The sequence below is a fragment of the Mesosutterella multiformis genome (genome assembly GCF_003402575.1).
Classification (GTDB): domain Bacteria; phylum Pseudomonadota; class Gammaproteobacteria; order Burkholderiales; family Burkholderiaceae_F; genus Mesosutterella; species Mesosutterella multiformis.
Genome location: NZ_BGZJ01000001.1, coordinates 388,860 through 403,783, shown reverse-complemented (window position 1 = coordinate 403,783; position 14,924 = coordinate 388,860). Strand labels below are relative to the sequence as shown.

General features: G+C 59.4%; 11 protein-coding genes. 1 reads left to right on the top strand and 10 read right to left on the bottom strand.

What is annotated here, in order from left to right:
• Positions 1–27: 27 nt before the first annotated feature.
• Positions 28–681, bottom strand: a complete 654-nt coding sequence (gene thiE, locus M4NBBH2_RS01830; protein WP_306307588.1) for a thiamine phosphate synthase — start codon at positions 679–681, stop codon at positions 28–30.
• A complete protein-coding gene (thiM, locus tag M4NBBH2_RS01825; protein ID WP_116269478.1) occupies positions 681–1,493 on the bottom strand; it encodes a hydroxyethylthiazole kinase in 813 nt (270 codons plus the stop codon). The genes thiE and thiM overlap by 1 nt, the downstream gene beginning before the upstream one ends.
• Positions 1,494–1,681: 188 nt before the next feature.
• Here thiM and M4NBBH2_RS01820 point away from each other — a divergent pair, with 188 nt between their 5' ends.
• Entirely contained in the window at positions 1,682–2,698 is a 1,017-nt protein-coding gene (locus M4NBBH2_RS01820) for a 2Fe-2S iron-sulfur cluster-binding protein (RefSeq protein ID WP_160117835.1), read from the top strand.
• 84 nt (positions 2,699–2,782) lie between these two features.
• Here M4NBBH2_RS01820 and M4NBBH2_RS01815 read toward each other — a convergent pair whose 3' ends face one another.
• From M4NBBH2_RS01815 to M4NBBH2_RS01780, 8 genes are all read right to left on the bottom strand, one after another.
• Positions 2,783–6,703 carry a DUF748 domain-containing protein gene (locus M4NBBH2_RS01815; protein WP_116269476.1) on the bottom strand — a complete coding sequence of 1,307 codons (3,921 nt, stop codon included), beginning with the start codon at positions 6,701–6,703 and terminating at the stop codon, positions 2,783–2,785.
• A 329-nt stretch (positions 6,704–7,032) separates the two neighbouring features.
• Positions 7,033–7,443: a hypothetical protein gene (locus M4NBBH2_RS01810; RefSeq protein ID WP_116269475.1), complete on the bottom strand. Its 411-nt coding sequence runs from the start codon at positions 7,441–7,443 to the stop codon at positions 7,033–7,035.
• A 178-nt stretch (positions 7,444–7,621) separates the two neighbouring features.
• On the bottom strand, positions 7,622–8,281 hold the full coding sequence (locus tag M4NBBH2_RS01805) for an HAD family hydrolase (protein ID WP_116269474.1): 660 nt from the start codon (positions 8,279–8,281) through the stop codon (positions 7,622–7,624).
• 96 nt (positions 8,282–8,377) lie between these two features.
• A complete protein-coding gene (locus M4NBBH2_RS01800) occupies positions 8,378–9,115 on the bottom strand; it encodes an OmpA family protein (RefSeq protein ID WP_116269473.1) in 738 nt (245 codons plus the stop codon).
• 151 nt (positions 9,116–9,266) lie between these two features.
• The gene (locus M4NBBH2_RS01795) at positions 9,267–10,580 is read right to left on the bottom strand and encodes a TRZ/ATZ family hydrolase (protein ID WP_116269472.1); all 1,314 of its coding nucleotides are present in this window, start codon (positions 10,578–10,580) and stop codon (positions 9,267–9,269) included.
• Between the two features lie 139 nt (positions 10,581–10,719).
• Complete coding sequence (locus M4NBBH2_RS01790) at positions 10,720–13,554, bottom strand: valine--tRNA ligase (protein WP_235005613.1); 2,835 nt, start codon at positions 13,552–13,554, stop codon at positions 10,720–10,722.
• Between the two features lie 186 nt (positions 13,555–13,740).
• Positions 13,741–14,481 (bottom strand): hypothetical protein, encoded by a 741-nt coding sequence (locus tag M4NBBH2_RS01785; protein WP_116269470.1) that lies wholly within the window; start codon positions 14,479–14,481, stop codon positions 13,741–13,743.
• Between the two features lie 5 nt (positions 14,482–14,486).
• A complete protein-coding gene (locus tag M4NBBH2_RS01780; RefSeq protein WP_116269469.1) occupies positions 14,487–14,921 on the bottom strand; it encodes a DNA polymerase III subunit chi in 435 nt (144 codons plus the stop codon).
• Positions 14,922–14,924: the final 3 nt, after the last annotated feature.

Genomic DNA, 14,924 nt, shown 5'->3' with positions numbered 1-14,924 from the left:
AAACGGGGCTCTTCCTGGCACCTCAGGTTATTTTTTCAATCCTGAACGGAAAGCCGCGAGAAGCGCTTCTGATGCGGCGCGGGGGTCCGCGGTGCCGCAGATTGCCGAAACGACCGCGATGCCGTCCGCTCCGGCCGCGGCGAGAGCCGCGGCGTTATGGATCTTCACGGAGCCGATCGCGACAACCGGGCAGGGTTTCACGGCAGCGAGAGCGGCAAACCCCGGGAGCCCGAGAGGCGCGGCTGCGTCGGGTTTCGTGGAGGTGCTTTCGATCGGACCGATACCGAGATAGTCGACCACGCCGGCCGCGGCGAGGCTGCGGCTTGCCTCAAGCTCCGCCGCGTTTGAGACCGAGAGCCCGATGATCGCTTCCGGCCCCATGAGGCGCCGAGCGTCTTCTGCCGGGAGGTCCTTCTGTCCGACATGAGCGCCGGCCGCGCCGATTGCCATCGCCACATCCACCTGATCATCTACGACGAGCGGCACGCCATAGGGCGCAAGTGCGCGGATCAGAGCTCGTCCGCAGGCCGCGAGCTCCCGCTTCTTCCAGTCCGGAGCCCGGAGCTGGATAATGCCGGCCCCTCCCTGGGCAGCAGCGACCGCGGTGGACACCATGCCGTCCGCGCCTCCGCAGAGTACGGGGTCCAGCACCAGGTAAAGCGACAGATCAGGGAGCGCCATCAGACGGCCTCTTCAAGAAAGTTTTCGGGCTGCAGCGTATAGAGCGCGTCGAGGTAAGCGTCGTGGAAGGAACCCGGGCCCCGGGAGGCGTTCCCGGCGATTTCCGCGGCCCGTTTCACGAACTGACAGCAGGCGATGGTGGCGACCAGCGGATCCTCCGCTTTCGCGGCGAAACCCGCGGTCAGCGCGGAGAGCGAGCATCCGGTGCCCACCACGAGCGTCGCCATGACGTTGCCGCCCACCGCCGCGAGCACGCGGGTACCGTCAGTCGCGTAGTCCGTTTCGCCTGACACGCAGACGATGCCGCCTGATCTTTGGGCGAGCGCCTTGGCGGCGTCGAGCGCCGAGCGGCTGGAGTCGAGTGAGTCGACGCCCTTGTACTGATGGGCAAACCCGGCGCAGGCGAGAATTTCAGAACCATTTCCCCGGATCACGGTGGGCCTGAGGTCAATCAGATCGGAAATCAGATCATCTCTCCAGGCGGTGCCGCCCGCGCCCACGGGGTCGAGTGTCCAGGGCTTTCCGGCTTCAGACATCGTCGCCGCGGCGAGCTTCATGCCCCGGCTGTTTTCTTCGGAAGGTGTTCCGACATTGCAGAGCAGAGCGTCCGCAGCGAACTGAGCGAAGGCTGCGGCTTCTTCCGGAGCCGGCACCATGGCCGGGGACATTCCGGCTGCCAGAAGCACATTGGCCGTGATTTCCTGTACGACGTCATTTGTGATGCACTGCACGAGCGGTCTCTGGGCGCGGACCCGCGAGAGGGCCGCCGCCACTGCCTTTGGGGAAATCGCCTCAATAGATGAATCCGTCATTTCGTCTCCGAAAAAAGCTTTTGGAAAGAGCATTTACTGTGTATCGCACTTTACCCCGAAAGTGGGATAGTGTCACCGGAATAAGCCGTGCTGATTCAGTGGAGTACTGGTATTCTTTTCAGAATTACATGGATACCTTTCCTTCGGGAACGACCCCCCGCGGGAAAAACGATAAGGAAAATCAAAGAATGGCTTTTCTGGTGAAAATTTCCGGAACCGATGTGTCTTTTCCGGCTGAGAAGGGCGAGCGGATTCTGGATGCCGCCGAGCGCGCTGGCTATGACATCCCTCACGCCTGTCGCAGCGGTTTCTGCGGCTCCTGCTCCGCTAACGTTGTCTCTGGCGACTTCATCACGTATGCCCCGGGCAGCAAGGAAGGCGTGCCGTCCCACGGTCCGAAGATTCTGACCTGCAGCACGGAAGCCGCGAGTGACGTGGAAATCGCCGTGCAGATCAAGAAGCTCGTGCGCAACATCCCCGTTACGGTTGCCGCGATGGACCGTGTGGCCCCCGATGTGATCCGCCTCGTGCTGAAGGCCGATTCCGGCAAGCCGATCGAATTCATCCCCGGACAGTTTGTCGACATTCTTCTGGAAAACAAGGAACGCCGCAGCTATTCGATCGCCTGCGATACGCCGGCTGAGAATGGCCTTGAGCTTCACATCCGCCACGTCCCGGGCGGTCTCTTCACGGACCGTCTCTTTGGCGTCAAGGGTGAGCCGATCCAGGTTGGCACGAAGCTTGAAATCGCCGCTCCCGCGGGCGACTTCCGCCTGCATAAGCGCACCCCGCACGATATCCTGATCCTCGTGACGGGCACGGGCTTCGCTCCAGCGAAGGCGATGATTGAAAACTTCATCAAGCTCCCGAGCGCCAAGCCTCACCAGGTTTATCTCTACTGGGGCGGCCGCCATAAGGTCGACCTCTACATGGATGAGCTCTGCCGCAAGTGGGACGCCGAGCACGAGTGGTTCCACTACTGCCCGGTGCTCAGCCGCCCGGACGAGTCCGAAGGCTGGACTGGCCGCGTGGGTCACGTGCAGGATCAGTTCCTCGCGGATCACCCGGATGCGTCCCAGTATGACGCTTACATCTGCGGTACGCCGCGTCTCGTGACGGATGCCGTGAACGCGCTGACGGCAGCCGGTCTCGATAAGGACTGCACCTACAGCGACTCCTTCACGTCGAAGAAGGATACGCTCTGATAAAAAAGAGCGGCCCGGCACTGCTGCCGGGCCTGCAGACCGAAGAAGGATCCCCATCGCGGGGATCCTTTTTTGTTACGCCGATTACTTGATGAACTTGATCTTCACGCCGCCGAGGTTCCCCTTTTTATCCATTTCAGGGGCGGTGATGAAGATCCGCTTATCCGCAATACCCGCTTCGGCAAGCGCTTTCGAGAGGTTCCTCGAGCGCCAGTCAGCGAGGTTATGCAGGTTGCTCTCGTCAGGCTGCACAGCGGTGTAAAGCTTCGCCTCCTTCTCTTCAAGCGTATGGCTTGCCTTGTCGTTGGGGAACTGGAGGGCATAGAGCGCGTCGACCGCCTTCTCACGGCTCCGTTCAGCTTCAGGAAGCGTCGACTGAACGATCTTCAGAAGGCCGCGGTACGTGTTCTGATGGAGCGCGTTGTCGTCACCCTTCACACTGACCACCGGCGTGATTTCGACCTTCATCTTGGGGTTATCTTTCAGCGCCTTCGTGATCTGGGCGAGCGTGCTCTTCTGCTGATCGGCCGTCATGTGGCCGCTGCCGGACATGTACGGGACGAAAGCCGCGGCGCTGGAGGAAGAACCGCCGAGCGCGAGGTTTCCGATCGAGGCGAGCAGATTTACAGGCGCTGCCACGACCTTGATGATCAGGTTTTCAAGCCCTGTGAGAATGAGGCTCGAGAACGAGAACTCAGGATCCGCGAGGTTGCCCGAGATCGGCAGATCAAATTCGATATTTCCCTGACCGTCCGTGAGGAGCGCGGTGGCAAGCGTCACAGGGAGGCTGGTCGAAGTGTCATTCGGAATGTAGTCGCCCCAGGCGAGCTGCTCAATCAGGATGTGGTTGTCAACATCGAGGAACGTCTTATCCTTCAGTGTGATATCCGACTTGATCGTGAGGTTGCCCTTCTGAATCGGGTAGGACACATAGTGAACGGTGTAGGGCGAGAAGAACGGCATCGAGACCGCGGAGATTGTCCCCTTGGCGGTGAGTTTCCCCTTATCCACGAAAGGCGAGCCGCTGCCTGTGACGTTGATCTTGGAAACCCCATTCACGACGCCGGTCATCGTGAGTGAGGAAGGCGTGTTTTCGCCTCCGATCGCGACCGGTTTCACTGTGGTATTGAGATCGGCGAACCGGAACTGGCCGGCAGGCTTGATCGAATTGTCGACAAAGGAGAAGCCCCCGTCGGTCACGCGGAATTCGCCGATACGGATCGGCTGCGAGGCGGAAACACCGGCCTTCTTCTTTGCTTCCTCCACCTTCTGCTTCACCACAGCCTGTACTTTCTTCGCTTCAGTGGCAGCCTTCCGCTTTCCGAGGAGCGGATCGATATCCAGGTTCCCCTTCGCGTCACGCGAGAGCATCATGCGGGGCTTTGCGATCTCAACTGCGGAGACCCGGATGGTGCCGGTAGCCGGTGCTTCGACGCCTGTTACCGTCGTGCGGTCCACGCGGCCGAACTTCGACTTGCCGCCTGAGATTTCAAAGGCGGTGGAGTTGATATTGAGAAAGGCGAGATTGGCGTGGCCGGACGCGCCGCTCTTCCAGTCGAGATTCGACGCGGAGACGGTGTCCGAAAGCGTCGACACCTTTGCGGCGTTCACAGGCGAAATCACCTGCGCCTTGCTGAGGTTCGCGCTCGCGACCTTGAGACTCATGTCGGAGTCACGCGTGAAGCTGATGGAGTTGATGTCAGCGTGGCCCGTATTGAAGTTAAGAAGGTCGACCGTGCTTTGAATGTCCCCCGCAGAAACGCTGGATCCCGTGAAGGCAAGCGCTTTCTTGATATCCAGCGCGCTCTTCTTAACGTCAAGCGTGCCGACGGCGAGTTTCACAGGAGTGCCGCCGGCGACCTGAAGCCGGGTGCCTTTGGAATTCACGTCAGCCGCTTTCACGGAGACGCCGCCGTCCTCACGGGTGACAACGCTGAGCGACAGTGCCTGGGCGTTCACAGCGGTGGAACCGCCTGTCACCGGATCAGCCTTGAAGTCGATCCCGGCGAGTCCAGTGGTCTGAGATGTCACACCAAGCAGTTCTTTCTTTCCGTTCCAGTTGACCGCGAGTTTCGCAGCGTTCGAATCCGTGATGGTGCTCTTGAAGTTTCCGGCCGTGAGGTCAGTCTTTTCCGCACGGACCTTGCCGCCGTCAAATGTCACGGTATCCTGTTTGCCGTTCCAGCCGACCTTTACCGTGTTTCCGGAGAGGCGGCCCGCTTTGCCGGAGAAGCTGCCGGCGTGAATTTCCGGAGTGGCGAGCGCGAGCGTCCGGGCACCGAGGCTGAGCGCCTCATCTTTGCCCTTCCAGCCAAGCGAGAAATTCTGCGCGTCGATTCCGCCGAAACCCGCGCTGAAGGAGCTCTTCGGGAGTTCCACCGCGGGTTTCGCGAGCGCGAGCTTCCCAAGGTCAAGCGATACATCACCGTCGTAGAGTGCTTTGAAGCTTTCAGCCCGGGCGTTATCCGCCTTGACGGAGAGCGGGCTCTCCCCCTTCTTCGTCAGCGCGAAATTCTTCAGATTCAGTGTGCCGCCGGCACTCACCGAGGGCTTTTCTTCCATCAGCGAATACTCGGCATCGACCTTCGCGGTCGCTCGGCTCGCGATCGTGAGACCGGCGAGTTCCGCGTAGCCTGAGATCCGGTCGAGGTTCAGGTTCTGGGCGTCAACCGAGGCCTTTCCCTTCAGAGCGCTGATATCGAGGCTGCCGTTCGTCTTCAGGCTGCCGTCGAGAATCTTCGCAGAGAGATCAAAGTTCGTGGTCTGCCCCGGGATCATCGTGACATTTTCAGCGGTGGCATTGAGAGCTGAGGCGTCGATCCGGGCGTCATGCGCCGCGTGGTCAATGAACCGGAGCGTACCGTCAGTGATGGCGGCGTTCTTCACGGTCCAGGCGAAAGCGGGCGTGGTGTCCTCAGGCTTCTTTTCATCCGCCTTTGCGTCATCCGTCTTGGGCGGCTCCGCTTTATCTGACGTTCCCGCTACCTTCGCCCAGGCGATTGATCCGTCAGCAAGCCGCTCAAGCGCGATCGTGGGGCTTTCAAGCGTGATGCCGTTTACGGTTGCCGTGCGGCCGATCACATCGACCGATCCCTGATCGATCTTGAGGCTCTTGAAGGCAATCGCGTTCGTCTTGGCTTCAGAACCCCGCATAGCGGCTGCGAAGTCATCCGCGTTTCCCGTGAAGTCGACGAGGATCGTGTTCTTTCCTCCATCCACGCCCTGGGCAAACGTAATGTCGGCATTCAGTTTCAGAGTGCCGGAGGTGACATCCATATCCAGCGGCAGCATGGCACCGAGGTGCGGCAGATCGTAGCCGTCGAGCGCGAGATGCACCCGGGTCGCCTTCGTGTTCTTGAAGGGAAGAGATTCGCCATGCAGCTCAAACGGCGTCCCATTGTCTTTCAGCGTGAGTTCGGGCTTCACGTAGATATCGCGGTCCGTGCCGATAGACCCGATGAAGGGAAGACCGAGATTGATTTCAGTCAGTTTCTCATCCACGTGATGCGACGGAACCACGATGTGGAAGTCTGAATTCGTGAGAGAAATATTGTTGAGACTGAAGCGGAAGGGTTCCTTGCTTTTTTCTTCCGTCGGCGGGAAGCGGCGGTTGATGTTATCGATGATGTCCTGGAAATTCGTCTTTCCGTTTTCATCAATCGAGAGCAGCCCGCTCACGTGATCAACCTTCAGCTCATCGAGCACGACGCCGAAGCGCGTGAGTGAAGAGAAGCCCGCCATATTCGTGTAGAGACTTCCGATTGAGACGGGCTGATCCGAGGCGTCACGCCCCGCCATCTCCACTCCCTTAGCCGAGAGCTCCAGAGTCCACGGGTTGAACTTCACTTCCTGGATCGAAACCTTGCGCCCAAGAATGTCGGACACCGGACTAGAAGCCGCCCATTTGAGTCCCGCGGAAACACCCCAGAAACCGATCGCAGAATAAACGCCGCAGGCCGCGGCGACGCCGATTGCAACCTTGGAAAGACGGTTGAGCTTCATCATTTGATCCTTCTTTTTTCTGTCGGCGCGCAGGCTCGTGACAGCGCGTGGGTCAGAACTCTCCAACTATGACTGAGATCAGTCTAATAGATTTAAACCAAAATAACCCATTCTGAGAGCAGAAAAGAAAGAAATAGAAGGAGATAAAGAGTGAAGAGTCAGTTCGTGTGAGTAGGCAAAAAGTCTTTCCGGTGCTCTTATCCAGGTACTGGATCACACCATGAAAAAAGCCCTGCATCCTGTCAGACGAGGGCTTTTTCGAGTATTAACCGAAAATAAGAAGTTCTTAAATAGCGTACGAAGTAACGATATGTGAGGAAATGATTTCCGTGTCAGATTTCGCGTTTGCCGTTCCGAAGCGCCTCGTGGAAACTGAAGAATTTATAGAGGCAGATATGGAAGGTGAAGTCCGCGGCGAGCGTGAGGAGACCGAGCGGTCCCAGCACAAGAGGGCAGGGGTTGGCGGCGGGACGGAGCGCGAGATAGATGAGAAGCACCGCGGCCAGCGCCACGTTTGCGGTCATCAGAACGAGCAGCGTGCGGATGATCAGGCGGTTTGCCTGGCGGGCGACCGCGATCACCATGTAGAGAAGATAAAGCAGCCAGACCGCGACTCCCTCAATGCCGCCGGCCGTAGCCGGGAAGCGGAAGAAGCAGGCGATCAGGGACGCGGCAAAGGCGGCCGAGAAAAGGGTAAGAATCAGTTTGTAGGAGAGTGTCATCGGGGGGTTCTGAGTTTTCATGAGTTTTCCCGCGGCGAAGGCCGCGATGGTTCGATGGCAGAAAGAAGACCGGAAGAAGGCGGCCGGGACGGGAGAGCGCCATCCGGCCCCTCTATTGGGGGGCTTCCAGAGGAACGGGCATTATATCAATGCGTTACTTTTTTTATGAGCCGGGCATAAAGCGGTCTTTCGGCCGCGCTCAGGGAAGGAGCCGGATGATGTCCTCAGGAGACGAGGCCGTAAAGTCCGGAGCCCAGAGTGACGTGTCCGCGTCCTTCGGGCGATAACCCCAGAGGGCGAGGAGAGTGGATGTGCCGGCCGCTTTGCCGGCCTCGATATCCCGTCTGTCGTCCCCGGTGTAGAGCGTCTGCTCAGGCTTCAGGGCGAGTTCCTTCAGGGCGCGGAGGATCCCGTCAGGGGCCGGTTTCAGAGGAACGCCGGGGCGGGAGCCGACGACGATCGCGCAGCGCGCCATGGCGGGGGTGGAAGCGGCAATCGCTTCGGCGAATTCCTGCGGCTTATTGGTGACAATGCCCCAGACAAGCCCTTTGCGGTCGATCGCGGCAAGGAGCTCCGTGACACCTGGAAAGAGAGTTGGCTTCCGGCAGCGTGCCTCGTAAGCCGTGAAGAATGATTCCCGGAGCGACGGGTAGCGGGGATTCTCAGGCGTCACACCGAAACCGACGCGAAGGAGAGCCGCGGATCCTTCTGATGCCGCTTCGCGGAAATCCGCGGCAGGGAGAGGAGGAAATCCGAAGGAAGCGCGGACATCATTCACGGCTCCGGCAAGCCCCGCGGCGGAATCTACCAGTGTTCCGTCCATATCAAAGAGGAAAGAGGTGAGGGATTTCTGAGACACGGCAGGCTCCACAGAAAAGACACAAAAAATAAACCTCGCCCGGAAACCGGACGAGGTTCAGCTCTTTAGTCCGAAGACTTAAGAGTCAGCTTTCAATTACTTGGCGACGCGGGTACCGGTCACTTCGATGACGGCACGACGGTTCGGCTGCAGGCACTTGATCAGCTGCTTGAAGTTCTTGATCTTGCCCTTCTTGGAAGGATTCGGGCAGTTCACGACCGGGTCAGCCTTGCCCTTACCGGTGGCGGTAATGACGTTGGCGTTGACGCCCTTGTTGACCAGGTAGGTCTTGACGGCGTCAGCACGGCGCTGGGACAGCTTCATGTTGTAAGCGTCCTTACCGATGCGGTCGGTGTAGCCGGTGGAGGTGACGACCTCGAGATCAACGCCAGCCATACGGGAGACGAGATCATCCAGGGTCTTGCGGCCTTCGGCCTTCAGCGTGGCCTTGTCGAAGTCGAACAGGGTGTCAGCGGAGAGGGTCACCTTCTCCTTGGTCGGAGCAACAGCGACAGGGGCCGGAGCGGGAGCCGGGGCCGGAGCCGGGGCAGCAGCAGGAGCCGGAGCCGGGGCAGCAGCAGGAGCCGGAGCCGTGCAGGCGGCCTTGCTCAGGATTTCCTTATCACACTGGCAGCCAGCACCGTTGTAGCCCAGGGCTTCGGCCAGAGCCGGAGTCCAGAAGCCAGTGCGCCAGCAAAGGCCGAACGGATCCATCACAACCTTGCCATCGCTGGAGGTGACATAGGGATTGACCGGTTCAGCAGCCATGGCGGAGCCAGAAGCGGCGAGCATGACGGCAGCAAGCAGGCCACCAATCTTCGCGGAAGTGTTCATTTTTTCCTCTTTCCTTTTTTTTGATCTCCCTTACGGAAGACCATTATCTAATGCAGTACGCAGGGTTTCGCCCCCTCTGCTGATAACTGCGTGCACGCTGTGCAAGTATAAGCGCCTTCTATGAAAAAAGGTGTACCGCACAGGCTACAACTTAACACTTATTCTGCCACGTGTGAGCGATGTCGAGTGCTTTCGTACGGGACATCCCCCTAAAGGACTCGGCTTTTTGTTGTTTTTTTACAACAAGCTGACCGTTGATCCAGACGTGGGTGATACTTTCCCTACCTGCACTGTAAAGCAACTGAGCCGCAGGTTCAAGTACCGGAATACTGGTAATTTCCTCGAGGAGACAGCTGAAGAGATCGGCGGATTTTCCTGCTTCCAGAGAGCCGATTTCCCGGTCCCATCCCAAGGCTTTGGCGCCTCCCATGGTCGCGGCGTACAGCATTTTGTGTACCGGGGCCGCCGTGGGGTCTTTGGCAACAGCTTTGGCGAGGAGGGCGGCGAGACGTGTCTCACCAAGCATATCGAGTTTGTCGTTGCTCGCCACTCCGTCAGTGCCGATGCCGAGATTGATTCCGGCATCCATGATTTTAGCAACAGGAGCAAAACCGCTTGCCAGTTTGAGGTTGGAGCTTGGGCAGTGGCAGACGCTCGACCCCGCTTTCGCGAGTGTATCGATATCGCTGTCAGAAAGATGCACGGAGTGAACTGAGATCAGGCGCTCATTCACGATTCCGAGTTTTTTCAGCCGCTCAATAGGACGCATCCCATACTGCTTCAGGGAGTTGCTCACTTCGCTCTCGGTTTCCTGCACATGAATATGGATCGGGAGGTTATTCCGTTCACTCAGGGCGGCGAGCTTCTTCATCGCGTCGTCAGACACGGTATAAGGCGCATGCGGACTCACCGTGACATGCACCATCGGGTCACCCCGGAAGTGCTCAATCACTTCCCCCGCCTTCTTCAGATATTCGTCGTCAGTTTTCGCCCAGGCGGAGGGGAAACCGATAAGGAACGCGGAGACCGCGCACTTCATGCCGCTCTCGCGAAGCCCCGCCGCGGCGTCCACCGGGAAGAAGTAATGGTCGTTCGTGCAGGTGACGCCGCTCTGCACCATTTCCTCTCCGGCGAGGCGGCTGCCTTCGTACACGAATTCCGGGCTCATCAGGCGGCCTTCAAGCGGCCACACCTTTTTCTGCAGCCAGTCCATCAGACTAAGGTCAGGGCCGACGCCGCGAAGCAGATTCATGGCGGCGTGCGAATGCAGGTTAACGAAACCCGGCATCACGATTTCGCCTGGCAGCTCCACGACTTCCTTCGCCTCAAACTGAGAGGCTTCGGATTCAGGAACGATTGCCGCGATCTTTCCATCTGCGATCGCGATCACGTGCTTTGTAAGCACAACGCCTTCGGGGACAATCGGGATGATCCAGGTCGGCTTCAGAAGAGTATTCACCTGCATGCTGTCATTACCTCGCAATCCATTTTTCCGGTGCTCTGAATCATAGCGGATTGAAGGGGGACAAAAAATTCCCGGGGGAGGAGAGTCCTCACCCGGGAATGTCGGCCTGAGGGATCATGCCCTCAGACACTCACCGCGATCAGGCGGCGGGAAGCTTCGCGAGCTGCTCCGTGTTGTTCTGAAGCGCTTTCTGGAAGTCGGCGAGACGCGCCTTCTCCTGATTGACGATCGCTTCCGGAGCCTTGGAGACGAAGCGCTCGTTGCCGAGCTTTGCCTCGCACTTGCGGACTTCGTTCTGAAGACGCTCGATTTCCTTCTCGAGTCGGGCGCGCTCAGCTGCCACATCGATCTTCACGACGAGCATCAGGCGCCAGTCGTCAACGATTGAGACCGGAGCGATAGCGCCCTGATTCAGCGTATCGATGTTGTCCACGAGATCCACAGACTCAAGACGGGCAAGACCCTGCAGGAACGGAGCGACAGCGGCCGCGATCTCCTTCGGGCCCTGGATCGCGAGCGGCACCTTCTGAGAGGGCGGCAGCATCATCTGGCTGCGGAGCGAACGCACGGCTTCAATCATCTTCTTCGTCACAGCCACGGCGCGGTCAGCGTCGTCGCTGCGGGCAAAGTCTTCAGCCTTCGGGTACGGAGCGACCATGATGGAAGCTTCATCCTCAGCCTTGCGGCTGCCGGTGATGAGCGACACCTTCTGCCAGAGCTCTTCCGTGATGAACGGAATGATCGGGTGGGCGAGACGCAGCGTCGCCTCAAGCACGGAGGCGAGCGTGTGGCGCGTGGCGCGCTGCTCAGCCTCGGTGCCGTTGTTCAGACGGACCTTGGCGGCCTCGAGGTACCAGTCGCAGAACTCATCCCAGATGAAGGAGTAGATCGCGTTCGCGGCGAGGTCGAGACGATAGGTCTCAAAGCCCTTCGTCACGGCTTCGATCGTGCGCGAGAGTTCGGTGATGATCCACTGATCAATATAGTTGAGCGACATTTCGCCGCCCTGGAAGCCGCAGTCCTTGCCTTCAACGTTCATCAGCACGAAGCGGGTGGCGTTCCAGAGCTTGTTGCAGAAGTTCCGGTAACCTTCGCAGCGCTTTGTGTCGAAGTTCACATTCTGGCCGAGGGTCGCGTAGGCGGCCATCGTGAAGCGGAGCGCGTCAGCGCCGTAGGCCTGCAGGCCTTCGGGGAACTGCTTGCGGAGCTTCGCCGCGATCTTCGGAGCCTTTTCAGGACGGCGCAGACCCATCGTGTTCTTCTTGATGAGGCCTTCGATATCGATACCCTGAATCAGGTCGAGCGGGTCAATCGTGTTGCCTTCGCTCTTGCTCATCTTGTGGCCTTCGGCGTCACGCACGAGACCGTGCATGTACACGTCATGGAACGGCACGCGGCCCGTGAAGTGCTTCGTCATCATCACCATGCGGGCGACCCAGAAGAAGATGATGTCGTAGCCGGTCACAAGAACGGAGGAGGGGAGGTAGAGATCGTAAGCGATCTTGTCGTCACCCTGCGGGTCAGGCCAGCCAAGGGTGGAGAACGGCACCATGGCGGACGAGAACCAGGTATCGAGCACGTCGGTGTCCTGGCGCAGCTTCACGCCTTCACCCGCCTGCTTCTGAGCCTCGGCTTCGGTCTCGGCGACGTAGCAGTTGCCCGCTTCGTCATACCAGGCCGGAATCTGATGGCCCCAGAGGAGCTGGCGCGAGAGGCACCAGTCCTGGATGTTCGTGAGCCAGTGGCGGTACACGCCCTGCCACTGTTCCGGGAAGATGTTCACATCGCCCGATTCCATCGCTTCAAGACCGATATCGGCGAGGCTCTTGCCCGGATGGGTGGAGCCTTCGCCCGCGGGCTTGCTCATCGCCATGTACCACTGCTCGGAAAGCATCGGCTCAACGATTTCACCGGTACGCGGAACGCGCGGCACCATGTGGCGGATCGCCTTCGTGCCGACGAGAAGGCCCTGCTCCTCGAGGTCCTTCAGCACGGCCTTGCGGGCTTCGTAGCGGTCCATGCCGACATACTTCGCCGGCGCGTTTTCATTGATCTTCGCGTCCTTCGTGAGAATCGAGATGCAGCGCAGATTGTGACGGCGGCCGACTTCAAAGTCGTTGAAGTCGTGGGCCGGGGTGATCTTCACGCAGCCGGAACCGAATTCGCGGTCCACGTAGGAGTCAGCGATAACCGGAATCTCACGGTCGCAGAGCGGCAGATGAACCGTGTGGCCGACGAGATCCTTGTAGCGTTCGTCTTCCGGGTTCACGGCGATCGCCTCGTCGCCGAACAGCGTCTCAGGACGGGTCGTCGCGACGATGACGTCCTTTCCGCCATCGGCTGCCGGGTAGCGGATTTCCCAGAGATGTCCGTCTTCCTCTTCAGGCTCCACTTCGACGTCGGACACCGCGGACTGCAGCTTCGGATCCCAGTTCACGAGACGCGTGCCCTTGTAGATCAGGCCTTCGCGGTAAAGCTGGACGAAAGTCTTCCGCACAACGCGCGAAAGCTTCTCATCCATCGTGAAGTAAGTGCGCTCCCAATCCACGGAGTCGCCGAGGCGGCGCATCTGCTTCAGAATCGTGCCTCCGGAGAATTCCTTCCACTCGAGCACTTTCTGCATGAACTCTTCGCGGGTGAGGGAGTGGGGATCGATTCCCTGTTTTTCAAGCTGGCGCTCGACCACGATCTGAGCCGAAATGCCGGCGTGATCGGTGCCCGGGAGCCAGAGCGTGTTGTAGCCCGCCATGCGGTGATAGCGGGTGAGCGAATCCATGACGGTCTGATTGAACGCATGCCCCATGTGCAGGATGCCCGTAATGTTGGGCGGCGGGAGCTGGATCGAGAAGCTTGGCTTGTTCTGATCGAGTCCGGCGCGGAAGTAGCCGCGCTTTTCCCATTCCGGGTACCAGTGCGCTTCAATGGAAGCGGGTTCGAAGCTCTTGGCGAGCTCTGTCATCAGAGGAGTAGTCATTTCAAAGGAGCCTTGACATACGAATACATAAAGTAACCCGCTATTTTCTCATGTTTCAGGCAGAGATAACAGAGGGACTGTGGTGTTTCGGGGCCGATCCGGAGTGAATCGGCGGAATAGTGTGAGACGGGGCTCCCGGGTGAGGATGGGGAGCCGGCCGTCATCCAGCCGGCGGAAGGCCGGCTGTTACCTTCTCATTCTCAGAAAACGGGAGGTTTCGTGCTCGACCGCGTCGCGCACGATGAGATCAATCTTCGACAGCACTTCAGCGCGGATCCGGTCCGCCGCGGCATCGGCCGCAGACCGGGCCGCGGCGTCGATCACGGTGCTGAGCCGGTCCGAAATGGCGCGTTCCAGAATCGGCTGCAGATAGGAGACCAGTTCCTGCGACGGATCACGCTGGGGCGCTGCCGGCTGAACCGGAACAGGGTCCGGCTGGTGGGGCGGCACATAGGACGGGGTCTTGAAGGACGACACGCCGAAGGGGGACGGTTCAGCGGCCGGTGCGCTCTGCGGGTTCGAAAACACAGGTTCCTCGCGGGGAGCCTGAGCCGCAGGATGCGCGGGAGCTGCCGGCTTCTGGGGCTCACGCATCAGCTCATCAAAGCCGCCGTCACCCGAAAAAACCGGTACTCCGGGCGGGAAACTGGTGCTCGGAGCGGGACTCTGAGGCTCTGTCCTGCCGAAATTCGGAGTATTGAAGGACGGGGCCGGGGAGCCGTTATTCTGCATGGTGACACCTTCTTGTCGGGGAGCTGCTGCCGGGGTTTCTGTCTGCGGGGCAGCGGCGGGAGCGATTCTCTGATAAAGCTCGGAGATTCCGGCCAGATCAATCGGAGCGGAAAGACTGCTGAGCTTTCCCCAGTTGAGGGGCAGAGGATGGGCGAGAACCGGAGTGTGGATGGGGTTTGAATTTTGAACCGTCATGGTGTTCAGCGCCTTCCCTGGTCGTAAGCCTTCAGAGGATACTTGTGATGAAGATAGATTCTATAGCGGTTGCGGGCCGCTTCGGTTTCTTCCGGGATGGAGGAGACGATATCCACCACACGGTCAAACCGCTGGAAGAGATTCTCGTAGTCAGGCGGCGTTCCCTCATCGAGAAGCAGCAGCACATCGGAATCCGGAAGAGCCGTCGGATCAGGGGAAAGAATCACGCGGGCCGACTCCGCGTCGAGCCCCCCTGCGAAGGCGTGCGGAATAAAGGACATGTCCTCAAACGCCCAGAGACGGCGGTTGAAGTCATCGAGCCGCATCCGGTCTGAACTCCATACAGCGACTGACAGTCCCATTCCCCAGACCTTATTCACGAAACGGCAGGCGTAGAAGAGTCGGTTGCCGACATTGAAGTGGAAATCTATCTGTTTCATATT

What these genes read in the sequence shown, in the direction of transcription:
- M4NBBH2_RS01795 (WP_116269472.1), bottom strand. Translation starts at nt 10,580, where the DNA reads ATGCAGGTGAATACTCTTCTGAAGCCGACCTGGATCATCCCGATTGTC.
- M4NBBH2_RS01810 (WP_116269475.1), bottom strand. Translation starts at nt 7,443, where the DNA reads ATGAAAACTCAGAACCCCCCGATGACACTCTCCTACAAACTGATTCTT.
- M4NBBH2_RS01790 (WP_235005613.1), bottom strand. Translation starts at nt 13,554, where the DNA reads ATGACTACTCCTCTGATGACAGAGCTCGCCAAGAGCTTCGAACCCGCT.
- M4NBBH2_RS01780 (WP_116269469.1), bottom strand. Translation starts at nt 14,921, where the DNA reads ATGAAACAGATAGATTTCCACTTCAATGTCGGCAACCGACTCTTCTAC.
- thiM (WP_116269478.1), bottom strand. Translation starts at nt 1,493, where the DNA reads ATGACGGATTCATCTATTGAGGCGATTTCCCCAAAGGCAGTGGCGGCG.
- thiE (WP_306307588.1), bottom strand. Translation starts at nt 681, where the DNA reads ATGGCGCTCCCTGATCTGTCGCTTTACCTGGTGCTGGACCCCGTACTC.
- M4NBBH2_RS01820 (WP_160117835.1), top strand. Translation starts at nt 1,682, where the DNA reads ATGGCTTTTCTGGTGAAAATTTCCGGAACCGATGTGTCTTTTCCGGCT.
- M4NBBH2_RS01815 (WP_116269476.1), bottom strand. Translation starts at nt 6,703, where the DNA reads ATGATGAAGCTCAACCGTCTTTCCAAGGTTGCAATCGGCGTCGCCGCG.
- M4NBBH2_RS01785 (WP_116269470.1), bottom strand. Translation starts at nt 14,481, where the DNA reads ATGACGGTTCAAAATTCAAACCCCATCCACACTCCGGTTCTCGCCCAT.
- M4NBBH2_RS01800 (WP_116269473.1), bottom strand. Translation starts at nt 9,115, where the DNA reads ATGAACACTTCCGCGAAGATTGGTGGCCTGCTTGCTGCCGTCATGCTC.